Genomic DNA, 21,785 nt, shown 5'->3' on the forward strand with positions numbered 1-21,785 from the left:
CAGGGCGTAGTTAGCCTCGCCATGGCCCGCTACGATTTCGCCTCCGACAACACCGCCCCCGCTGCGCCCGAAGCCCTGCAGGCGATCATCGAGGCCAACCACGGCTTCGCCTCCGGCTATGGCTCCGACCACATCAGCGCCAAAGCCGCCGACGCCGTTCGCGCCCTGCTCGACGCCGATGCCGAGGTCCGGTTCGTCGCCTCCGGCACCGCCGCCAACGCCATCTCGCTCGCCGCCCTCTGCCACCCGTTCGAGGCCGTGGTCGCTCACGAGCACGCCCACATCTGCACCGACGAGACCGGCGCCCCCGGCTTTTTCGGTCACGGCGTCGGCCTCATCCCGCTGGACGGGGCCTCTGGCCGCATCGAGCTTCCGGCGCTCAAGGAAGCCCTGGCCGCTCCCGACCAATCGCATCGCCAATCGCCCGCCGCCCTCTCGCTGACAAACGCCACCGAGTACGGCACGGTCTACGATCGCGACGACCTCGTCGAGCTGATCTCTGCGGCCAAGGCCAAGGGCCTGGGCGTCCATCTCGACGGCGCGCGCCTGGCCAACGCCGCGGCCGCCGGCTTCGACCTGAAGTCCATCGCCAGGCTCGGGGTCGACATCCTGGTGGTCGGCGGCACAAAGGCCGGCATGACCCCCACCGAGGCGGTGGTGATCTTCGACCGCAAGCTCGCCCATCGCTTCGACGCCCGCCTCAAGCAGGCCGGCCAGCTTCCTTCCAAGGGCCGGTTCTACGCAGCTCCCTTCATCGGCATGCTGGAAAGCGGCGCCTTCGTCGAGCGCGCCGCCCACGCCAACGAAATGGCCCTGCGGCTCAGCGCACTCTCGCCCTTCCCGCTCCGACACAAGGTCCAGGCCAACGCGGTGTTCGTGGAGATGGACGAGCCGACCCTGGCGCGCCTGCACGCCGCGGGCTGGTTCGTCTACCGCTTCCTCGACGGCTCGGTCCGCTTCATGTGCTCCTGGGCCACCACGCCTGAAAGCGTCGATGAGCTAGGCGCCGTCCTGCAGTCCGTCGCCTGACCGCAAAGTGGGCTGACGCAGTCCTCCTCTGAGGGGGAGGTGGCGCGCGCAGCGTGGCGGAGGGGGCGGCCGCGAGGCGGCCTAAGCCACCACCGCAGCCCTCGACGTCACGAACCGCGCCAGCCGGCCCTGGATGATCTCCTCGGCCTCCCGGACGATGCGGCCGACCAGTTCCTGGCAGGATGGAATGTCGTGGATCAGGCCCTGGATCTGACCGGCCGACCAGATGCCCGCGTCGTTGTCGCCCACCTCGTAGACGCTCCGGCCACGGACTCCGGCCACCAGTTCGCGCACGTCCTCGAACTTGGCGCCCTCCTTCTCCAGCGCCACCACCTGCTGGCTGATGGCGTTCTTCGCCACCCGGCTGGTGTTGTGCATCGTGCGGAAGATGAGGTCGGTGGAGCGCTCGTCGTTGGCGACGATCTGTTCCTTGATCGCCTGGTGGATCGGGCTTTCCTTGGTGCACATGAAGCGGGTGCCCATGTTGATCCCCTCTGCGCCCAGGGCCAGGGCCGCCGCCAGCCCGCGCCCGTCGCCGAAGCCGCCCGAGGCGATCATCGGGATCTTCACCTTGTCGGCCGCCGCCGGAATCAGGATCAGGCCGGGCACATCGTCCTCGCCCGGGTGACCGGCGCACTCGAAGCCGTCGATCGAGATCGCGTCCACCCCCATCCGCTCGGCCGACAGGGCGTGGCGAACGCTGGTGCACTTATGGACCACGACGATCCCGTGCTTCTTGAACTCGTCCACGTGCTCCTGCGGCTTGTTGCCGGCGGTCTCGACGATCTTCACCCCGGAATCGATGATCGCCTGGCGGTATTCGGCATAGGGCGGCGGGTTGATCGCCGGCAGGATGGTCAGGTTCACGCCGAACGGCTTGGTGGTCAGCGACCGGCAGCGCTCGATCTCCTCGCGCAGCGCCTGCGGGGTCGGCTGGGTCAGGGCGGTGATGAAGCCCAGGCCCCCGGCGTTGGCCACGGCCGCCACCAGTTCGGCGCGCCCCACCCACTGCATCCCACCCTGCACCACGGGGTGCTCGACGCCGACGAGCTCGGTGAAACGGGTTTTCAAGGCCATGGCGCTCTCCCAAACGATTGTTGGAAGACACTGAACCCGCGGACGCTGGGGCAGGCAAGCCGGTTTAGATCGGATTGGAGATCCTCCCCCCATTGGGGAGGTGGCGCGCGCCGCACAAAGGGGCTGCAGCAGGCCGCAGTCCTGCCCTGATGGCGAGGCCCCTCGGTCAGTTTCGCGGACAGCTCCCCAAGCGGGGGAGCATCTTTCCTACTGCAGCCCGTTGCGGCCGATGGCGTAGAAGCGGTCGGCGCGCTGCTTCTTCAGTTCGTCCACCGACATTCCGACGATCTCGCCCAGCTCCTGCTCGACCGCGTCGCCCACCGCCTTGATCGTCGCTTCCTTGTCGGCGTGCGCACCGCCGGCCGGCTCGTCGATGATCCGGTCGACGATCTTCATGCCGATCAGGTCCTGGGCCGTGATCTTCATGGCCTTGGCGGCCTCTTCGGCCGTGCGAGCGCCGCGCCACAGGATCGAGTTCGCGCCTTCCGGCGCGATCACCGAATAGATGGCGTGTTCGAGGATCAGCACGCGATTGGCCGCGGCCATGGCGATGGCGCCGCCGGAGCCGCCCTCGCCGGTCACCACCGCCACCATCGGCACGTCGAGCAGCAGACACTTCTCGGTCGAACGCGCGATGGCCTCGGCCACGCCGCGCTCCTCGGAGCCTACGCCAGGATAGGCGCCGGCGGTGTCCACGAAGCTGATGACCGGCAGGCGGAACCGCTCGGCCAGCTCCATCAGGCGGATGGCCTTGCGATAGCCCTCTGGGCGCGCATAGCCGAAATTGTGCTTCACGCGGGAAACGGTGTCGCGGCCCTTCTCGTGGCCCATGACCACCACCGGCTGGCCGCGGAACCGGCCCAGCCCGCCCATGATCGCCTGGTCGTCGGCGAACTTGCGGTCGCCCCGCAGTTCGACGAACTCGTCGATCAGGCCCGAGACGTAGTCCACAAAGTGCGGCCGGTCGGGATGGCGCGCGACCTGGGTCTTCTGCCAGGCGTCCAGCTTGGAATAGGCTTGGCGGCGGACCTCCTCGGCCCGGGCGCGCAGGGCCTCGATCTCGGCGTCCAGGGTCACCGAACCCGTCGTCTCCGACAGCTTCGACAGTTCCTCGATCTTCGCTTCGAGGTCGGCGATGGGGCGCTCGAACTCGAGATAGTGTGCGGCCATTCGAGGAATCTTCCCTCTGTCCGTTGCAGAAGCGGGCGAACCTAGGCGCGAAGCTTACGGCTCACAAGTGGAGGAACCGCGATCCGGTTGCGTGCGTCAAGTCGCCTTGCCGCGAGCTTGACCGCAACCTGCCCTCCACGCCTTGCGTTTCAACCCTCAGAAGCTCGAGGAGTCCGCCAATGCGCGCCGCAAAGATCGCCTTGGCCGGGACCGCAGCGCTCTCTCTCGCCGCGCCGGCCGCATTCGCCCAATACCCGACACCCTACCAGCCGACCGAGCAATACCGACAAGACCTGCAGCAGTATCAGGGCGACCGCGCCGACTACGACGCCGCCCGCCAGGACTACGAGGTCCGCCGCGCCCAGTGGGAACGCGCCCGCGAGCAGTATGACCGCCAGTATGGCTATGGCGCCTATGCCCGCGCCTATGGCCCGGCTCCGGTCTGGACCGATCCCTACCTGCCCGCCGCGGGCGCGCCCTACGATCCGGCCCGGGCCGACTATGAGCGCCGCTTGGCCGACTATGATCGCGCCCGGGCCGACTACGACCGCCGCTGGGGCCCAGGCGCCTATGCCCGAGCCTACGGGCCGCCGCCCGCCTGGAGCGCCGGCGACTACGCCACCGACACCAGCGCCTTCGTCAGCAACGACCCGTCCTGCACCAACAGCAAGACCAACCGCTCCATAGCCGGCAGCGTCATCGGCGCTCTGATCGGCAGCGCGCTGGGCTCCAACATCGCCGCCCGCGGCGTGCGGACCGAAGGGGCGGTCCTCGGCGCCCTGGTCGGCGGCGGCGTCGGCCTCGGAGTCGGCCGCGCCTCGGCCAGGTGCGACGAGCACGGCTATTATTTCAGCTACGACCAGACCGTGCCCTACCGCGAGAGCGACTATGACCGAGCCCGCCGGTCGGGCCAGTACGACTACAGCTACTACGACGCCCAACGCTGCCGCCTCGCCCCTGCGCCCGCCGGCGACCAGTACCGCTACGTCCGCGTCTGCCCCGACAGCCAAGGCCGCTACCGGATCACGTCTTAGAAGGCCCAGATGCTCCCTCGTTCGGGAGCTCTGTCCGCAAAGCGGGGCCGCGCCGCAAGGCGCTCCCCCTACTTCTTCGCCAGCGGATGCTTGGTCTCCACCACCTCGCGCAGGCGGTCCTCGGCCACGTGGGTGTAGATCTGCGTGGTGGCGATGTCCGAGTGGCCCAGCAGCTTCTGCACCACCCGCAGGTCGGCCCCGCCCTCCAGCAGGTGGGTCGCGAAGGCGTGGCGCAGCACGTGCGGACTGACCCGCGCCGGATCGATCCCGGCGTCCGCCGCCGCCTCGTCCAGCAGTTGCGCGAACCTTCGAGGCGTCAGTCGCCGCGTCTTGCCGCGCGAGGGGAACAGCCAGGGATTGGCGGCGTCGCCCCTGGGCAGGAAAGTCTCGCGGACCTCCAGATAGGCCTTCACCGCCTGGCGGGCTGCGGTGTTCAGCGGCGCCAGCCGCTCCTTGCCGCCCTTGCCCTTGATGATCAGGTAGGCCGGGTCGCGCGCCAGGGCCGCCATCGGCAGCCCGGTCAGCTCAGAGATCCGCAGGCCCGAGGCGTAGGCCAGCTCCACCATGCAACCCAGCCGCAGGCCCTGCGCCCCGTCCCGCGCGCCCGCCGCGGCCATGATCGCGTCGATCTCGGCCCGGCTCAGCACCTTGGGCAGCGGCCGGCCCTTCTTGGGCGCCTCCACCCGCCGGGAGGGATCGTCCTGCCGCCACCCCTCCCCCAGCACGAACCGGTAGAACTGCCGCACCGCCGAGCGCCGCCGCGCCGCCGTGGCCGGCGACAGGCCCCGATCGCTGAGGGCCGCGAAATAGGCCTCGACGTCGGCCGCCGACGCGCCGGCCAGATCGCTTCCCCGCGCTCTCAGGAAGGCGCCGGCGTCGGCCAGGTCCTTGCCATAGGCGGTGATGGTGTTGCGGGCGCTGGCGCGTTCGCCCGCCATCATCTCCAGGAACGCCTCGGCCCAGCCCTCGCCGCTCATCGCTGCGCCAGCAGGCCTTCGACCGCAAAGGCCCGCGCATCCTCTTCCAGCCCCGCGGCGCGCAGGGCCCGCACGATCCGCGCCCGATCCCCCACCGCCGGTCCGCCCGCCCCGGCGTCGGCCGAGATCCACAGGGCCAGCATCGCCGCCTCGCCCGGCAGTCTGGCCTCCCCCGCCAGGTCAAGGGCCATGCCTCGCGCCACCGTCGCCTTGCCCGATTCCGCCCCGGCGAACTTGGCGAACTCGCCCCTGGCCTGTGGGCTCATCGGCGCCCCGAAGGCCGCCAGCACGATGGCCGCGTTCTGCATCTTCCCGCGGACCTTGGCATCGCCCACCGAGCCGCGCTCGATCAGCCGGTCCAGGGTCGGCCCGTCCGGCCGGCCGGTCGCCGCGGCGATCAACCCGTCGAGCAGGGCCAGGTCGTTCACCGGCGTCGCATCGGCCACCAGCCCGGCTCGCAGCGCCTGGGCCTGGGCGAGGTCCCCGCTCGCGACCGCCGCCATGGCGGCCTTCAGCTCGCCCGGCCCGCCTTCGATCGTCCAGCGCGCGGGGCCTGCTTCCTTGCCGGCCAGCGCCGCCGCCACGGCCGGGGCCGGCGTCGCTTCGCTGACGTCCAGCCCCAGGTTCCGCGACAGCGCATAGTCCAGCCCGTCCCGCAGCGAGGCTGCGCCCGGATCGCCCGCGCCCGCCAGCTTGGCCCCCATCAGCCGGCCGAAGACCGCATCGCGAGCCACGCTCTGCGCCAGATCGAAGGTGAGTTGCGCCTCGGCCTTGCCGGCCCTCGCCTCGCAATAGGCCCTCAGCCGCAGCCAGTAGGCCTCGTCCCGGCCCGTCGCCAGGCCATCAGCGATCGAACAGGCGCGGTCGTCCTCGCCGGCCAGCAGCGCCGCCTCGGCGCCCGCCCGCGCCAGGCCCGGCGATCTTTCCAGGTTCGAGGTCCGCGAAAGTATGGCCGAGGCGTCCTTCACCGCGCCGGCCGCGATCAGGGCGTTGATCCGCGCGCCGGCCACGTCGGGATCGCCGCCTGCGCCCTCCGGTCCGTTGGCGCCGGTGGTCAGCACCCGCCGCGCCAGGGCCTGCGCCGCCGGCGACAGGGGCTTCTCCGCCAGCATCGGCAGCACGGTCCGCAGGGTCTCCCCCGAAGCGCCCCGCCAAAGATCGCCCGAGAGCCCGGTCTCACCCGACCCGATGGAAAAGAAATCCGGCGCGGCCAGCGGCCTGACCTCGACCTCCTGGGCCCAAACAGCGCCCGCGGCCAGCGCCCCGCAAAGCGCCGCGCCCAAAGCCCAGCCGCCGAACCTCGTCCGCATCGTCGTCGCCCCTACGCCCGAAACTTGGCGCAAAGCCTTCTGCTCGTGTAGACCTGCGCCGTTCATGGACCGTTACACACCGTTGCGTGCTCGCACCATCACCCTGGTTGGACTGATGGGAGTCGGCAAATCAAGCGTAGGGCGCCGCTTGGCGCATGCGCTCGACCTGCCGTTCAAGGATGCCGACAACGAGATCGAGGCCGCCGCCGGCCGGTCCATCCCCGACATCTTCGCCGAAATGGGCGAGCCGGCCTTCCGCGAGGGCGAGCGCCGGGTGATCGCCCGCCTGCTCGACGATCCGCCCCACGTCCTGGCCACCGGCGGCGGCGCCTTCATGAACGACGAGACCCGCGCCCTCATCAAGGAACGCTCGATCTCGGTCTGGCTGAAGGCCGACCTCGACATCCTCGCCCGCCGCGTCGGGCGCAAGGACACCCGCCCCCTGCTCTCGGGCAAGGACCCGCTCGTAGTGCTCACCGAGCTGGCGGAGAAGCGATACCCCATCTACGCCCAGGCCGATCTGATGGTCGAAACCGGCGATACGGCGCACCATGTCGCCGTCAATCAGGTCATCAGCGCCCTGAGCGCCTATCTGCAGGAACACCAGGCATGAGCCGCACCGTTCGCGTCGGGCTGGACGATCGGGCCTATGACGTCGTGGTCGGCCAGGGCCTGCTCGAGAACGCCGGCAAGCTGATCGCCCCATTCGCAAAGCGCGGCCGCGTGGCCATCGTCAGCGACGAGACCGTCTGGTCGCTGCATGGCCAGGCGCTGATGACCGCCCTGCGCGCCGCCGACATCGCCGCCCAGCCGATCGTCGTGCCTCCCGGCGAGCCGACCAAGAGCTGGGAGGGCCTTTCCCACGTCTGTTCGCGGCTGCTGCAGCTCGAGCTCGACCGCGGCGACCTGATCGTCGCCTTCGGCGGCGGCGTGGTCGGCGACCTCGCCGGCTTCGCGGCCGCGATCTACAAGCGCGGCATCGACTTCATCCAGATCCCCACCACCCTGCTGGCTCAGGTGGATTCCTCGGTCGGCGGCAAGACCGCCATCGACACTCCCCAGGGCAAGAACCTGATCGGCGCCTTCCACCAGCCGCGCCTGGTCCTGGCCGATCTCGACGTGCTTTCGACCCTCTCCGACCGCGAGATGCGCGCCGGCTACGCCGAGGTCATCAAGTACGGCCTGCTCGGCGACTTCGCCTTCTTCGAGTGGCTGGAGGCCAACGGCGCCAAGGTGCTGGCCCGCGATCCGGACGCCCTGGCCTACGCCGTCGCCCGCTCGGTGGAGATGAAGGCCGAGATCGTCGCCGAGGACGAGAAGGAAGCCGGCCGCCGCGCCCTGCTCAATCTCGGCCACACCTTCGGCCACGCCCTGGAAGCCGAGACCGGCTACGGCGAGGCCCTGCTGCACGGCGAGGCGGTGGCGGCCGGCTCGGCCCTGGCCTTCCGCTTCTCCGCCGCCCAGGGCCTCTGCCCCAGCCAGGACGCCGAGCGCGCCGTGGCCGCAATCGCCGCCTCCGGCCTGCCCACCCGCCTGCAGGAGGTCGGCGCCGGCGCGTTCCAGGCCGCGCCCCTCGTCCGTCATATGGGCCAGGACAAGAAGGCCGAGGGCGGCAGGCTCACCTTCATCCTCGCCCGCAAGCTTGGTGAAGCCTTCGTAGCCAAGGACGTGGACGCCGGCGCCATCGAGGCCTTCCTTTTGAGCGAAGGCGCCGCCTGAGCGCCGCAATTGCGGCCGAGTGTCGGAAACCAGACAGACGACCCCGCCTGGCCGAGGTTGATGTTCGCTGGCGGCTCTCGCCTCTCAGGCGAACCTGAACTATGATCCCCAAGGGTCCCCCACTGTAGTCGGAGTCTTCCAAGTGACCGGACTGAGTGATCTTTCTGGCCTCCGCGTGCTTGTCGTCGAGGACGAGATGATGGTCTCGATGCTGATCGAAGACATGCTCGAAGACCTCGGCTGCAAGGTCGTCGGCCCCGCCTCGCGGCTGGAGGAAGCGATCGAACTGGCCAACAGCGCCGAACTCGACTGCGCCGTGCTCGACGTGAACCTGGGCGGCCAGCCGATCTTCCCCCTCGCCGACCTGCTCCGCGCCAAGGGCGCTCCCTTCGCCTTCGCCACCGGCTATGGCGACGCCGGCCTGCGCGACGCCGACAAGGGCTCCCCGGTCCTCCAGAAGCCCTTCCGCGAAGGCGACCTCGCCCGCATCCTCGCCGAACTCCGCGCCAAGGCCAGCCCGGCGCCCTGACCTTTCCTTGCCCAGATGGCGAGGGGACCGCGCTCTAGCGCCCTGCCGCCACCAGCCCCTCCAGCACCCTGGCCGGGGTCATCGGATAGTCCCGCAGGCGCACGCCGCTGGCGTTGTAGATGGCGTTGGCGATGGCCGCCCCGGCGCCGGAGATGCCCAGCTCGCCGACCCCCTTGATGCCCATCGGGTTGGCCTTGTCGTCGGCCTCGTCGAGGAACACCGAATCCAGCTCGACGATGTCGGCGTGGACCGGGACCAGATAGCTCGCCATGTCCTGGCTCATCAGCGAACCGAAGCGCGGATCGACCAGGTTGGACTCGGTCAGCGCCGTGCCCACGCCCCAGATCATCCCGCCGGTGATCTGGCTCTTGGCGGTCTTGGCGTTGAGGATCCGCCCGGCTGCGAACACCCCGAACATCCGGCGCAAGCGCACCTCGCCGGTCACCGTGTCCACCCCGACCTCGGCGAAGTGGGCGCCATAGGTGTGCTGCGAATAGTCCCGCGCGTCGGCGGCGGGCGTGATCGCGCCCTCCACATAGACGCCCTCCGGCTGGGCGCGAGCCACCAGGGCCGCCAGGGTCTCGCTGCGATTCTCGATGGCGATGTTGCCGTTCTCGAAGGTGACCAGCTCGGCCGGCCCGCCATAGAGCGGCGAGCCGGGATCGCCCACCGCCAGCTCGGTCAGCGCCTTGCGCAGGTTCATGGCCGCCTCGAACGCCGCCGAGCCGGCCGTCGCCGCCCCGAACTGGCCGCCGGAGCCGGGCGCCGGCGGGAAGTCGGAATCGCCGATCTCCACCCGCACCTGTTCCAGCGGCGCGCCCATGGTCTCGGCCGCGATCTGGGCCAGGATCGTGTAGGTCCCGGTGCCGATGTCGGTCATCCCCTGGCGCAGGGTGACGGTCCCGTCTGCGTCGATCCGGATCCCCGCCTTGGCCGGCAGCAGGAAGTTGCCGCGGATCGCTGCGGCCATGCCCATCCCGACCATCCAGCGCCCGTCGCGGGTCTGGCCCGGCTTCGGATTGCGCCGCTCCCAGCCGAAGCGCTGCGCGCCCTCGGTCATGCAGCGCACCAGTTGCCGGGTCGAGAACGGCTTGCCGCTCTCCGGATCGACCTTGGGTTCGTTGCGGATGCGCAGCTCGATCGGATCGAGCCCCAGCTTCTCGGCCAGCTCGTCCATGGCGCACTCCAGGCTGAGCATGCCCGAGGCCTCGCCCGGCGCCCTCATCGGGCCGGCGTGCGGCAGGTCCATCCGCACCAGCCGGTGGCCGGTCAGGCGATTGGGCGCCGCATAGAGGCTGCGCGAGAAATTGGCCGCGTGCTCGGTGAAGGTCGCCTCGCGCGCGCAGTGCGTCACCGCCTCCACCGCCATGGCGGTCAGCCGCCCGTCGGGCTCGGCGCCCAGCCGCACCCGCATGCTCACCGCCGGCCGGTGGATGGTGCCGTGGAACATCTGCTGGCGCGTATAGGTGACCCTCACCGGCCGCCCAAGCGCCCGGGCCGCCAGAGCCGACAGCGTCAGGTCGTCATAGGACTGGCCCTTCCCGCCGAACCCGCCGCCGATGTAGCGGGTCAGCAGGTGGACATGATCGGACGGGATCATCAGCGTTTCGGCCAGGGCATGCTGCCCGCCCTTCACCATCTGGATCGAGGTGTGGACCGTGACCTTGTCGCCCTCCCACCAGGCGAGCGTCGCGCAGGGCTCCATCTGCACGTGGTTCTGCAGCGGACTGAAATAGGTCTCGTCCACGCTGACCGGCGCCTTGGCCATGGCGGTCGGCACGTCGCCGATATGCACGTCCTCTTCGCCCGGCGGCGGCTGGGCCAGGTCGAAGCTGGCGGCGAAGTCCACCACCGCCGGCTCGGACTCGTAGCTCACCTCGACCAGTTCGGCTGCGGCCCGCGCCGCCTCGAAGGTCTCGGCGACCACGAAGGCGATGGTCTGCCCGAAATACTCCACCCGCTCGCTCGCCAGGGCCGGGTTCGAGGCCCGCTGATGGCGCGGGTTTTCCTTGTGCCCGCGCGGCGCCTGGGCCGGGACGTTCCGGTAGGTCCAGGCCAGCAGCACGCCGGGCGTCGCCTCCGCCTTGGCCGTATCGATGCGCGCGATCCGCCCGTGCGGGATCGAGGCCGTCACCAGCACCCCGATGGCCGCCTTCGACGGCGCCGGCGTGTCATAGGCGTAGGGCGCGGTCCCGGTGACCTTCAGCGCCCCTTCGTAGCGGGCGACGCCCTTGCCGATCAGCCCGCCCCGGTTCTCGGTGACCGGATTGGGGGCGGCCCAGTCGTGAACCGAACTCATGCCGTCCTCCCGTCGCGGGCGTCCTCGACCGCCGCGGCCGCCAGGCGGCCGATCAGCGTCACGCGGAACGCCGTCCGCTCGTTCTTCTGCGCCCCGTCCAGTTCGGCCTGCACGGCGTCGGCCGGGCTCGCCCCGCCTGCCAGGGCCGCCTCCATCGCCTCGGCGCGCCAGGGCTTGGCAGCCACCGCGCCCAGAGCCACCTGGCCGCCGGCCACCGCCACCATGGCCAGGCCGTGGGCGTAGGACGCCCGGTCCCGCACCTTGCGATAGCTCTGCGCGCCTTCCGGCGGCGGCGGCACCACCACCGCGGTGATCAGTTCGCCGGCCGCCAGGTCGGTCTCGACATGCGGCGTGTCGCCCGGCAGGCGGTGCAGGTCGCGGACCTTGATCGTCCGGCCCTGCCCTTGCGGCGTCAGGGTCTCGACGCTGGCGTCCAGCGCGGTCAGCGCCACGGCCATGTCCGAGGTGTGGGTGGCGATGCAGGCCTCGCTGGCCCCGAAGATCGCCCCATAGTGATGCGGCCCGCCCAGTGCGCTGCAGCCCGATCCCGGCTGGCGCTTATTGCAGGGCTTGGTGGTGTCGTAGAAATAGTCGCAGCGGGTCCGTTGCAGCAGGTTCCCCGCCGTCGTCGCCTTGTTGCGAAGCTGGCCCGAGGCCCCCGACAGGATCGCCCGGGTCAGCACCGGATAGCGCTCGCGCACCTTCGGATGGGTCGCCAGCTTGCTGTTCGTCATCGCCCCGCCGATGCGAAGCCCCCCCTCGGCCGTCTCCTCGATGCCCGCGAAAGGCAGGCGGCCGACGTCCACCAGATGGATCGGCCGCTCGATCTCCAGCTTCATGAGGTCGAGAAGGTTCGTCCCGCCGGCCAGGAACTTCGCCCCGGGGTTCTCGGCCACCGCCTTCACCGCCGACAGGGCGTCGCTGGCGCGCTCGTAGGTGAAGGGCTTCATGCCACCTCTCCGGCCAGGTCGCGGATCGCCGCCAAGATCTGCGGATAGGCCGAGCAGCGACAGATGTTGCCGCTCATCCGCTCGCGGATTTCCGCGTCGGTCAGGGCCACCTGCGCCGCCAGGTCCGCGGTCTCCTTGCTGGGCCAGCCGTCGGCGGCCTCCTGCAGCATCCCCACCGTCGAGCAGATCTGCCCCGGCGTGCAGTAGCCGCACTGGAAGGCGTCGTGTTCCAGGAACGCCTGCTGCACCGGATGCAGCTCGTCGGGCGTTCCCAGGCCCTCGATCGTCGTCACCTGGTCGCCGTCGTGCATGGCCAGGATCGAGAGACAGGAATTCACCCGCACCCCGTTCACCAGCACCGTGCAGGCTCCGCATTGGCCATGGTCGCAGCCCTTCTTGGAGCCGGTCAGGCCGAGGTGCTCGCGCAGAGCGTCCAGCAGGGTGGTGCGGGTGTCGACGTCAAGCGTCCGCACCTGCCCGTTGACAGTGATCGTCGTCTTCAAGCGTCACCTCCCGGATGTGAGCACTCACACGCTTTACGCTCGGACCGGCAGGCGACGCAAACCGCCCGACCTGTCTTTTTAGTCGGCCTCGCCGGGCGCCAGCGCCTTCACCGTCAGGGCGTGCACCGGCCCGGCGAGTTCATCGGCCAGCGCCTTGTAAACCAGCCGCTGTCGCACCACTTTCGGGGACCCGGCGAAGGCCGCCGACTCGATCAGCACGTTGAAATGGCTTTCGCCGCCCGGTCTTGATCCCGCATGACCGGCGTGCCGGTCGGAGTCGTCGACGACCTCCAGTCGGGTGGGCGAAAACGCCTCAGTGAGCTTGTGGTGGATAGCCTCGAATATGGCGCCCATCGGACTGATGTTCAATTCTTGAAAGGGACTAAGGGAGCCTCATACTCGGCCCATGCCCGGCGCGTTTCAATACAAGCCTAAGTTCGTCGATATCCGCGTGCGCCCGCCCTCCAAGGACGAGGCCAAGCAGGACGACGACGTCTATGCGCTGAAGCCCGGCGAGCGGGCTTGCGACCATCCGGGCTGCCGGACGGCGGCGACCGCGCGCGCGCCCAAGTCCCGCGACATGCTCAACGAGCACTACTGGTTCTGCCAGCCTCACGCGGCGGAATACAACAAGCAGTGGGACTTTTTCGCCGGCATGAGCGAGGGCGAGATTCGCAGGCGCCAGGCCGAGAGCGCCGTCGGCGACCGGCCCACCTGGCAGTTCAAGGCCAGCAAGTTCTCCCGCGAGTCCGCCGCCGCGGCCCACAACTTCGGCACGGGCGGCCCGGGCTTTTCCGATCCCTTCAGCCTCTTCGGCGCCGGCGCCAAGCCCGCGCCCCGCCCCGAAGCGGCCAACGCCCGGCGCCTGGGCAAGCTCGAGCGCAACGCCCTGGCCGACCTCGACCTGGACGAAGACGCCGAAGGCCCCGCCATCCGCGCCCGCTACATCGAGCTGGTCAAGCGCACCCACCCGGACTCCAACGGCGGCGACCGCTCCGCCGAACACAAGCTCCAGCGCGTCATCAAGGCCTACCAGACCCTAAAGAAAGCCAAGCTGGCCTAGCTTTTACTCCTCTCGGGGAAGGCCCCGCGCCGAAGCCCCCACTGGGAGAGATGGCTCGCCTAAGGCGAGACGGAGGAGGCCGCCGCCAGGCGGTCCCGCCTCACCACCGCGCTCCCCGGAACTGCGCCATACCCCCGGCGTTGCCTCCGCGAGGAGGAGCCCCATGCGCGTCCCCGAACCCCGCAAGGGAAGCCCCAGCCCGGAACTCACCGAGCGCGAGTTCCGCCGCCGCTATCTCTCGGCCTTTGCCGATCCAGCCTTCTCACCGCTGCACGCCGAGCTCGACAGGATCGCCTCGGCCGCCTGGGACGCCTATTCGAAGGGCCGCAAGGCGCCCCGCACCTTGAGGGCCGGCCGCGGCTACGCCGATCCCGACTACGAGCTCTCCATCGACTGGATCGAGTCCCGGCAGGCCGTCGAGGAGGCCCAGGCCCGTCACGACGATAAGGCCGGTCCCTGCCGCGTCCTGCTGATCAGCGCCTCTGCCCGCAGCGAGCACACCTGCCCTGGCGAGGTCTCCAAGTCCTACCGCCTGGCCCAGATCGCCCACGGGGAACTGGCCATCGAGGGCGTCGAAGTGAACCTCTTGGACCTCAGCCGCCTGACCTCGGAGTACGGGCGCGAAATCCACCCCTGCAAGGCCTGCTTCTCCACCGCCCCGGCCCTCTGCCATTGGCCGTGTTCCTGCTACCCCAACTACGCCCTGGGCCAGGTCCATGACTGGATGGCCGAGATCTATCCCATGTGGGTGGAGGCGCACGGCGTGATGATCGTCACCCCGGTCAACTGGTACCAGGCGACCTCGCCCCTGAAGCTGATGATGGACCGCATGGTCTGCGCCGACGGCGGCAATCCCGACCCCACCCTCACCCACGGCAAGGACGCCAGGAAGGCCAAGGAGGAGGAACTCAAGGGCTGGCCCTACCCCAAGCACCTCGAGGGCCGGGTCTTCTCGGTCGTCGTCCACGGCGACGTCGAGGGCGCCGAGAACGTCCGCCGCAGCGTCTCGGACTGGCTGCGCTTCATGGACCTGGCGCCGGCCGGAGTGAACGCCGAACTCGACCGCTACATCGGCTACTGGGAGCCCTACGCCACCAGCCACGAGGCGCTCGACGCCGACCATGCCATCCAGGAAGAAGTCCGCAACGCGGCCCGCACCCTGGTCGAAGCCTCCAAGGCGGTCCACCAGGGCAAGATGCTGATGGCCGGCCGCAACCTGAAGCCGCCACGCCAGAAGTAATCCATGAGACTCAGATTCTCCCCGCTGGGGGAGGTGGCTCGCCAAAGGCGAGACGGAGGGGGCCGCCGCAGGCGGTCTCACCCATCCGCAGCAGCCTCAGCTCCCCCAGCGCGGGAGCATCTACATCCTTAAGCCACCCGGACTCGGGCAGTGCTTTCCGGGAGGTCCTGGCCGAAGGCGCGCTGGAAGAACTCGGCGACCGTGCCGCGCTCCAGCTCGTCGCACTTGTTCAGGAAGGTCAGGCGGAAGGCGAGCGCCAGGTCGCCGCCGAAGATCTCGGCGTTCTGCGCCCAGGTGATCACCGTCCGCGGGCTCATGACCGTCGAGATGTCGCCGTTCATGAAGGCGTTGCGGGTCATGTCGGCCACCCGGACCATGGCGGCGATGGTGCGCTTGCCTTCCGGGGTGTCGTAGTGCGGCGACTTCGCCAGGACGATCTCCGCCTCCACGTCGTGCGGCAGGTAGTTCAGCGTCGTGACGATCGACCAGCGGTCCATCTGGCCTTGGTTGATCTGCTGGGTGCCGTGATACAGCCCCGTCGTGTCGCCCAGGCCGATGGTGTTGGTGGTCGAGAACAGGCGGAAGAAGGGGTTCGGCCGGATCACGCGGTTCTGGTCCAGCAGGGTCAGCTTGCCCTGCGCTTCCAGGATGCGCTGGATCACGAACATCACGTCCGGACGGCCGGCGTCGTATTCGTCGAACACCAGGGCCACCGGCCGCTGGATCGCCCAGGGCAGGATGCCCTCGCGGAATTCGGTGATCTGCTTGCCGTCCTTCAGGACGATGGCGTCCTTGCCGACCAGGTCGATACGCGAGACGTGGCTGTCCAGGTTCACCCGGATCAGCGGCCAGTTCAGGCGCGCGGCCACCTGCTCGATGTGAGTCGACTTGCCGGTGCCGTGATAGCCCTGGACCATCACCCGACGGTCATAGGCGAAGCCGGCGCAGATGGCCTTGGTGGTCTCGGCGTCGAACTTGTAGGCCGGGTCGATGTCCGGCACGTGCGCGTCGCGCTCGCTGAAGGCCGGAACGGTCATATCCACGTCCACGCCGAACGTGTCGCGAACCGACACTTTCTTGTCCGGCGTCAGAGCGATGAGCTTGTCTTCTTGGGTATCGGCGAAAGAGGTCATGACGCGGTTTCGATTACAGGGTTACGGACGCAATGCAAACGGCTGTTTGCGCCTGAAAGGTCCATGCCGCAACGGCAGGAGAAGGCCTGGGCGCGAAAGCCTCACAGTACTCGCCGGCTATCCCGGCGCGTTGCGGCGGACCTGCCGGGGCGAGGCGCCCCACCAGAGGCGGACAGCGCGGGAGAAGCCGCTTTCCTGAGAGTAGCCGAGCCTGTGGGCGAGGTCCGGCAGGGGAAGCTGCGATTGGGTGAGGAGGATGAGCGCCTCGCCCATCCGGCTCTCGTCGCGCAGCTTGGAGAAGCTGACCCCCGCCTCGGTTAGGCGGCGCTGGAGGCTGCGGGCCGAGAGGCCGAGCTCGGCGGCGACCGCCGGGACGGTGGCGGTGTCGAAGCCCGAGCGGCGGATGGCGGCCTTGACCTCATCGCACAGGGCCTGGGAGCGGTGATGGTCACGCAGGAGGCTGTCGGCATAGGCCATGTTCAGCTCCAGCAGCCGGGGATCGGCGCCGCGGATGGGGGTGGCGAGATCGGCCTCGGCGAATTCCAGGCCGGCCTTGGCGGCGAAGGAGACCGGGAGGCCGAGGAAATCCTCATAGGCGGCGGCCGGCGCGGCGCCATGGGCCATCAGCACCACCCGGCGCGGCCGCACGCCCGAGGCGAAGACGGAGCGGCGGGCGGCGGTCGTGCCCAGCACCGATTCCACCTGCAGGCGGGACACCTCGACCGCATCGGCGGCCGGCTCGTAGGTAAGGGTGAGCAGGCCCGGCTCCCGGCCGACGCGATAGCGGCCGCTGGCGCTGACCAGGGTCTGGTAGCGGCAGAGCATGTCCAGGGCCTGGCCGACGGTGGCGCTGTGGGCGGTGAGGACCGAGACGACGTTGCTCGCCTGCATGGGCAGGGCGCCGCCGACCTTGAGGCCGAGGAGCGGGTCAGGGTTGAGGCGCGCGGCGCGCCGCCAGACCCGGCGGGCCGAGCCTAGGTCGACATGGGAGTTGCGCGCGGCTTCACCGCCCTCGAAGCCGCGAAGTCCCTGGGTCAGGGCCCGGCGGTCCAGACCCTCGCGCTCCAGGCCGTCCAGGGCCGCGTTCATCCAGCCGGCCATGATGGTGAGGGCGTTGCTCATCGGCCCGCACGATAGGCATGCGCCAATCGAAGCCAAGGAAAATGGCGCATGATGTCAAGAAATCGGCGTCCGTCATCAAGCGCCCGGGCCTAGCCTGCTCGTCGAACCGGCGACCGTCCGTGCGGAGGAGACGACCATGACAGAGACCCTGGCCAGCCCGATCAAGATCGCCCCGGAGCCCAGCGGGTTCGGCGCGCAGATCACCGGCCTCGACCTCTCGCGTCCCCTGAGCCCCGAAACCCTCAAGGCCGTGAAAGCAGCCTGGGCCCGTCACGGCGTCGTCGCCTTCCCCGACCAGCCCCTGTCGCTGGAGGCGCTGGAGGCCTTCACCCTCCAGATCGGCCCCTTCGGCGTCGATCCGTTCATCAAGCCGATGGAGGGCCACCCCAACGTTCTGGAGCTGCGCCGCGAGCCCGACGAGAAGGCGACCAATTTCGGCGCCGGCTGGCATTCGGACTGGAGCTTCCAGAAGGAGCCGCCCGCCGCCACCCTGCTCCGCTCGGAGGTGACGCCTCCGGTCGGCGGCGACACCCTTTTCGCCGACTGCGCCCGGGCCTACGACGCCCTTTCCGACACCATGAAGGCCGTGCTTGAGCCGCTGCGCGCGGTCCATTCCGCCTCCCGCGCCTACGGGACCCAGGGCGTCTTCGCCAAGGAGACCTCCAAGCGGACCATGGAGATCATCGTCTCGGCCGAGGCCGACAAGACCCTCTCCCACCCCCTCGTCCGCACCCATCCGGTGACCGGCCGCAAGGCCCTCTTCGTCAGCCCAGTCTACACCGTCGGCATCGAGGGCATGACCCTCAAGGAAAGCCAGGCCATCCTCGGCTTCCTCTTCGCCCACATGACCCAGGACGAGTTCGTCTACCGCCACAAATGGCGCCAGGGCATGCTGCTGATGTGGGACAACCGCTGCACCGTCCACTTCGCCGAAGGCGGCTACGACGGCCACCTCCGCGTCATGCACCGCACCACCGTCGCCGGCGAAGTTCCGGTCTGAGCCCTATGCGGTGACCGGCCCGGCCAGTTCGCCGCCCAGGACCAGCACCCGGCGCTGGTCCACCGGTCCCGGCAGCCGCGCCTCCTTCGCCGGCGCGGCGGAAAAGCCGAACCGCCCGAAATAGGGAGCGTCGCCCACCAGCAGCACGCGGTAGCCGGCCGCCTGGGCCGCGTCGCAGGCCATCCGCACCAGTTCGCCGCCGACCCCGGACTTGCGCCCGTCGGCCATTACCGCCAGCGGCCCCAGGAAGATCGCCGGCGTCCCGCCCACATGCACCTTCCACATCCGCACCGAGCCCACCAGCCGGCGCCCATCCCAGGCGCAGAACGACATCTCCGGGCGGAACTCGGCGAACTCGCGCACGCGCTCGGAGGCCTTCACGAAGCGGCCGGGCCCGAAGGCGTGGTCCAGCAGCGCCTCGATGACGTCGGCGTCGGCTGGCTGTTCGTTGAGGTAGGAAAGGGCCTGTTCGGCAGGAACGGTCATTTCAGATGGCCTTGTGATCGGCGAAGTGACGAAGCCGCGCGCGGGATCGGCGCGGGCGAGGGGCTCTTAGGCGCGGCTGGCGCGCCCGGTTCGTCGCTGGCGTCGCATGACGGCGTCCCGAGCAATCACAAGGAAGCGCGCGCATAAGGCCATGACGCTCCCGCGTCAATCGCGCGTTGCGGCGCAGGCCAAGGCGCGGCAAGTTGCCCGCCCTCGCCGCAGCCCGAGACCCCATGTCCGACAATCCGCCTTCCACAGCCCTCGAGCTGCTTCGTATCCGCGATTACATGATGTTCTGGTCGACCCGCGTGGCCTCGACCCTGGGTGTCCAGATCCAGAGCGTGGCGCTCGGCTGGCAGGTCTACGCCGTCGCCCGCCGCACCCATTCGGTCGCCGAGTCCGCCTTCTATGTCGGCATGATCGGGCTGGTCACCTTCATCCCGGTCCTGCTGCTGGCCCTCTGGGCCGGCGAGGCGGCCGACCGCTACGCCCGCAAGCGCATCCTGCAGCTCTGCTATCTCGGCGAGACCTTCTCGGTCCTGGTGCTGCTGGCCGCCAGCCTGTTCGATTTCGCCAGCATTCCCCTGCTGCTGAGCGTGGCCCTCCTCTTCGGGACCTCGCGGGCCTTCATGGGGCCGGCCGGCACCGCCCTGGGCCCGATGCTGGTGCCGCGCAGCCTGCTGGCCCGGGCCATCGCCTGGAACTCCCTGGCCTGGCAAGGCGGCTCGATCGTCGGCCCGGCGCTCGGCGGCGCCCTGGTCTCGCTCTCCCCGGCCCACGCCTATGGCGCGACCACCGTGCTCTACATCATCGCCCTGGCGACGGTTTCTGCGATCCGCATGGACACCCGCCCCGAGGTCCAGGCCGGCTCGCGCTGGGCCCTCATCAAGGAGGGGCTGGGCTATGTCTGGCATAACAAGATCGTCTTCGGCGCGATCTCGCTGGACCTCTTCGCCGTCCTGCTCGGCGGCGCTACGGCCCTCCTACCGGTCTATGCCCGCGACATCCTGCACGTCGGCCCCGAGGGATTCGGCATGCTGCGCGCGGGCCCGGCCATCGGCGCCACCGCCATCGCCTTCTGGCTGGCCGCCAACCCGATCCGCACCAACGCCGGGCCGATCATGTTCGCGGGCGTCGCGGTCTTCGCCATCGCCACCATCGTCTTCGGCTTCTCGGACGTGTTCTGGCTGTCGGTCGTCGCCCTGGCGGTCCTCGGCGGCGCCGACATGCTCAGCGTCTATGTCCGCCAGACGCTGATTCAGATCGTCACACCCGACCAGATGCGCGGTCGCGTGGCTGCGGTCTCGTCGCTGTTCATCGGGGCCTCGAACGAGCTGGGCGAGTTCCGCACAGGGGTTGCGGCCCGCTTCATGGGCGCTGTCGGGGCCGCCGTTTCGGGCGGCGTGGCGGCGTTGATCGTCACCGGTCTATGGGCAAAGCTGTTTCCCGCCTTGCGCAAGGCCGACCGGCTCGAATAACAAATCACGGCATTCTTTTATGGAGATAGGTTGATGGGCGTACTTTCAGGGAAAGTTGTTCTGGTCACCGGCGGCGGCAACGGCATTGGCCGTGATTGTGCGCTGATCGCCGCGGCCGAAGGGGCCAAGGTTATCGTCAACGACCTGGGCGGTGGCCTGGGCGGCGGCGACGAAGGTTCGGCTGGTCCGGCCGAAAAGGTCTGCGAGGAAATCCGCGCGGCCGGCGGCGAAGCCGTTTCGAACTCGGACAGCGTCACCAACTACAAGGCCGTGCAAGGCATGGTCGAACAGGCCCGCGACACCTTCGGCGGCCTGCATGCGGTCATCAACCCGGCCGGCATCCTGCGTGACGTCATGTTCCACAAGATGACCGAAGACGACTGGGATCGCGTCATCGACGTCCACCTGCGTGGCTCGTTCAACGTCGCCCGCGCCACCATCGAGCTGTTCCGCGAACAGAACGACGGCTCCTACATGTTCTTCACCTCGACCTCGGGTCTGCTGGGGAACATCGGCCAGGCCAACTACGGCGCGGCCAAGATGGGCATCGCCGGCCTCTCGCGCATCCTCGCCATGGAAGGCGCTCGCAACAACGTGCGCTCGAACTGCCTGGCCCCGGTCGCCTGGACCCGCATGACCCAGTCGGTCCCGGTGAAGGACGAAGCCGCCGCCGCCCGCCGTGCGGTGATGGCCGAGAAGATCCGCGCCGACCAGCCGGCCCGCCTGTCGGTGGCCCTGGTTTCGCCGGCCGCGGCCCACATCTCGGGCCAGGTGTTCGGCGCCTCGGGCGAGAACATCATCCTCTACAGCCAGCCGCGTCCGATCGACACCCAGACCAAGGAATCGGGCTGGACCGTCGAGACCATCCTGTCGGAAGCCATGCCGGCCATGGAGAGCAAGTTCTTCCCGCTCTCGCGTCCGGCTCCGGCCCCGGCTCCGGCCAAGGCCTAAGCCCCGCAAGGCTGAGCTCTGACGAAGGCGGCGGACCTCAAGGTCCGCCGCCTTTTTCTTGCCTGAAAGGTGAAACCGCCTGACGGCGACGCCCTTACAGCCGATGCCGCAGCATCCACTCCTCCCGGGTCATCTCCCAGTAGAGCGAGCGGCGCACCGAACCGTCCGGCCGCAGGCTCTCCCGCTCGCCCATCCGGCGGAAACCCGCCCCGTCGATGGCCGCGGCCGAGCGCACATTGTCCAGCGCCGCGGTCAGGCCGATCAGCCGCACGCCCAGGTCCTCGAAGATCCGCGCGATCGAGCGCGCCACGCCGGCCCGGCCCTGGCCGCTGTTCTGGCGGTCGGCCCGCGCCGCGCCCGCCAGTTCCGCCGACGAGCGCTCGGGCCAGACCGTGATGCGGCTGTAGCCGGCCACCTCTCCAGCCGCGTCGCGGCTGACGGTCAGCAGGCACTCGCCCTTCTCCGCCAGGGCCGCGCTCTCGGCGACCCAGCGCCGTACGTTCTCCTCGTCGATCGGCCGCGGCAGGTCGTAGATCGGATCTGAGACCCGCGGATCGGCCAACAGCCGCGTCAGCCCGGGCACGTCCTGCGGCCCGGCGATCCTGTCCCTGGCCGCCGCCCGCACCGCCGCGCGGATCGCCGCCGCTTCCTCGGGACTGGCCTGCAGAACCGTCTTCGGCGGGGCGCTCATGGCCTCTCCTCCCTCACGACCTCC

Annotated in this window: 22 protein-coding genes; 10 read left to right on the top strand and 12 right to left on the bottom strand. The window is 69.7% G+C overall.

Features of this window, described 5'->3' with window-relative positions:
• The first annotated feature begins 21 nt into the window (after positions 1-21).
• Positions 22-1,029 carry a threonine aldolase family protein gene (locus tag ABID41_RS17945; protein WP_354298350.1) on the top strand — a complete coding sequence of 336 codons (1,008 nt, stop codon included), beginning with the start codon at positions 22-24 and terminating at the stop codon, positions 1,027-1,029.
• A gap of 81 nt (positions 1,030-1,110) precedes the next feature.
• Here the strand turns inward: ABID41_RS17945 and ABID41_RS17950 are convergent, their stop codons facing one another.
• The gene (locus ABID41_RS17950; protein WP_331932827.1) at positions 1,111-2,106 is read right to left on the bottom strand and encodes an NAD(P)H-dependent flavin oxidoreductase; all 996 of its coding nucleotides are present in this window, start codon (positions 2,104-2,106) and stop codon (positions 1,111-1,113) included.
• A 207-nt stretch (positions 2,107-2,313) separates the two neighbouring features.
• Positions 2,314-3,276: an acetyl-CoA carboxylase carboxyltransferase subunit alpha gene (locus ABID41_RS17955; protein WP_331932828.1), complete on the bottom strand. Its 963-nt coding sequence runs from the start codon at positions 3,274-3,276 to the stop codon at positions 2,314-2,316.
• 179 nt (positions 3,277-3,455) lie between these two features.
• Here ABID41_RS17955 and ABID41_RS17960 point away from each other — a divergent pair, with 179 nt between their 5' ends.
• Complete coding sequence (locus tag ABID41_RS17960; protein ID WP_354298351.1) at positions 3,456-4,310, top strand: hypothetical protein; 855 nt, start codon at positions 3,456-3,458, stop codon at positions 4,308-4,310.
• 68 nt (positions 4,311-4,378) lie between these two features.
• Here the strand turns inward: ABID41_RS17960 and ABID41_RS17965 are convergent, their stop codons facing one another.
• Positions 4,379-5,287 (bottom strand): site-specific tyrosine recombinase XerD, encoded by a 909-nt coding sequence (locus ABID41_RS17965; protein WP_354298352.1) that lies wholly within the window; start codon positions 5,285-5,287, stop codon positions 4,379-4,381.
• Positions 5,284-6,597, bottom strand: a complete 1,314-nt coding sequence (locus tag ABID41_RS17970; protein ID WP_354298353.1) for a hypothetical protein — start codon at positions 6,595-6,597, stop codon at positions 5,284-5,286. The genes ABID41_RS17965 and ABID41_RS17970 overlap by 4 nt, the downstream gene beginning before the upstream one ends.
• Before the next feature lie 64 nt (positions 6,598-6,661).
• Between ABID41_RS17970 and ABID41_RS17975 the strand changes: the two genes are divergently transcribed.
• The 3 genes from ABID41_RS17975 (at position 6,662) to ABID41_RS17985 (ending at position 8,845) form a co-directional block, all read left to right on the top strand.
• On the top strand, positions 6,662-7,210 hold the full coding sequence (locus ABID41_RS17975) for a shikimate kinase (RefSeq protein WP_331932037.1): 549 nt from the start codon (positions 6,662-6,664) through the stop codon (positions 7,208-7,210).
• Positions 7,207-8,316, top strand: coding sequence for a 3-dehydroquinate synthase (gene aroB, locus ABID41_RS17980; RefSeq protein WP_354298354.1), 1,110 nt, complete (start codon positions 7,207-7,209; stop codon positions 8,314-8,316). Before ABID41_RS17975 ends, aroB begins: the two co-directional genes overlap by 4 nt.
• A gap of 151 nt (positions 8,317-8,467) precedes the next feature.
• Positions 8,468-8,845 carry a response regulator gene (locus ABID41_RS17985; protein ID WP_331928415.1) on the top strand — a complete coding sequence of 126 codons (378 nt, stop codon included), beginning with the start codon at positions 8,468-8,470 and terminating at the stop codon, positions 8,843-8,845.
• 34 nt (positions 8,846-8,879) lie between these two features.
• Here ABID41_RS17985 and ABID41_RS17990 read toward each other — a convergent pair whose 3' ends face one another.
• The 4 genes from ABID41_RS17990 to ABID41_RS18005 form a co-directional block, all read right to left on the bottom strand.
• Positions 8,880-11,144: a xanthine dehydrogenase family protein molybdopterin-binding subunit gene (locus tag ABID41_RS17990; protein WP_354298355.1), complete on the bottom strand. Its 2,265-nt coding sequence runs from the start codon at positions 11,142-11,144 to the stop codon at positions 8,880-8,882.
• A complete protein-coding gene (locus tag ABID41_RS17995) occupies positions 11,141-12,094 on the bottom strand; it encodes an FAD binding domain-containing protein (protein WP_354298356.1) in 954 nt (317 codons plus the stop codon). Before ABID41_RS17995 ends, ABID41_RS17990 begins: the two co-directional genes overlap by 4 nt.
• On the bottom strand, positions 12,091-12,597 hold the full coding sequence (locus ABID41_RS18000; RefSeq protein WP_331931831.1) for a 2Fe-2S iron-sulfur cluster-binding protein: 507 nt from the start codon (positions 12,595-12,597) through the stop codon (positions 12,091-12,093). Before ABID41_RS18000 ends, ABID41_RS17995 begins: the two co-directional genes overlap by 4 nt.
• A 78-nt stretch (positions 12,598-12,675) precedes the next feature.
• Positions 12,676-12,951, bottom strand: coding sequence for a BolA family protein (locus tag ABID41_RS18005; protein WP_331931832.1), 276 nt, complete (start codon positions 12,949-12,951; stop codon positions 12,676-12,678).
• A gap of 52 nt (positions 12,952-13,003) precedes the next feature.
• Between ABID41_RS18005 and ABID41_RS18010 the strand changes: the two genes are divergently transcribed.
• The gene (locus ABID41_RS18010) at positions 13,004-13,660 is read left to right on the top strand and encodes a J domain-containing protein (protein WP_354298357.1); all 657 of its coding nucleotides are present in this window, start codon (positions 13,004-13,006) and stop codon (positions 13,658-13,660) included.
• Between the two features lie 163 nt (positions 13,661-13,823).
• On the top strand, positions 13,824-14,900 hold the full coding sequence (locus tag ABID41_RS18015; RefSeq protein ID WP_354298358.1) for a flavodoxin family protein: 1,077 nt from the start codon (positions 13,824-13,826) through the stop codon (positions 14,898-14,900).
• A 128-nt stretch (positions 14,901-15,028) separates the two neighbouring features.
• Here ABID41_RS18015 and cobS read toward each other — a convergent pair whose 3' ends face one another.
• Positions 15,029-16,033, bottom strand: coding sequence for a cobaltochelatase subunit CobS (gene cobS / locus ABID41_RS18020; RefSeq protein ID WP_331932687.1), 1,005 nt, complete (start codon positions 16,031-16,033; stop codon positions 15,029-15,031).
• A 117-nt stretch (positions 16,034-16,150) separates the two neighbouring features.
• Entirely contained in the window at positions 16,151-17,155 is a 1,005-nt protein-coding gene (locus ABID41_RS18025) for an AraC family transcriptional regulator (protein ID WP_354298359.1), read from the bottom strand.
• A gap of 136 nt (positions 17,156-17,291) precedes the next feature.
• Between ABID41_RS18025 and ABID41_RS18030 the strand changes: the two genes are divergently transcribed.
• Positions 17,292-18,155, top strand: coding sequence for a TauD/TfdA dioxygenase family protein (locus tag ABID41_RS18030; RefSeq protein WP_354298360.1), 864 nt, complete (start codon positions 17,292-17,294; stop codon positions 18,153-18,155).
• A 3-nt stretch (positions 18,156-18,158) separates the two neighbouring features.
• Here the strand turns inward: ABID41_RS18030 and ABID41_RS18035 are convergent, their stop codons facing one another.
• A complete protein-coding gene (locus ABID41_RS18035) occupies positions 18,159-18,641 on the bottom strand; it encodes a GNAT family N-acetyltransferase (protein WP_331932785.1) in 483 nt (160 codons plus the stop codon).
• A 233-nt stretch (positions 18,642-18,874) separates the two neighbouring features.
• Here ABID41_RS18035 and ABID41_RS18040 point away from each other — a divergent pair, with 233 nt between their 5' ends.
• Together ABID41_RS18040 and ABID41_RS18045 are read left to right on the top strand one after the other, a co-directional pair.
• The gene (locus ABID41_RS18040) at positions 18,875-20,119 is read left to right on the top strand and encodes an MFS transporter (protein WP_354298361.1); all 1,245 of its coding nucleotides are present in this window, start codon (positions 18,875-18,877) and stop codon (positions 20,117-20,119) included.
• A gap of 33 nt (positions 20,120-20,152) precedes the next feature.
• Positions 20,153-21,070 (top strand): SDR family NAD(P)-dependent oxidoreductase, encoded by a 918-nt coding sequence (locus ABID41_RS18045; protein WP_331932783.1) that lies wholly within the window; start codon positions 20,153-20,155, stop codon positions 21,068-21,070.
• A 94-nt stretch (positions 21,071-21,164) separates the two neighbouring features.
• Here ABID41_RS18045 and ABID41_RS18050 read toward each other — a convergent pair whose 3' ends face one another.
• On the bottom strand, positions 21,165-21,761 hold the full coding sequence (locus ABID41_RS18050) for a GNAT family N-acetyltransferase (protein ID WP_354298362.1): 597 nt from the start codon (positions 21,759-21,761) through the stop codon (positions 21,165-21,167).
• Positions 21,762-21,785: the final 24 nt, after the last annotated feature.

This window comes from Phenylobacterium koreense, assembly GCF_040545335.1.
GTDB lineage: Bacteria > Pseudomonadota > Alphaproteobacteria > Caulobacterales > Caulobacteraceae > Phenylobacterium > Phenylobacterium koreense.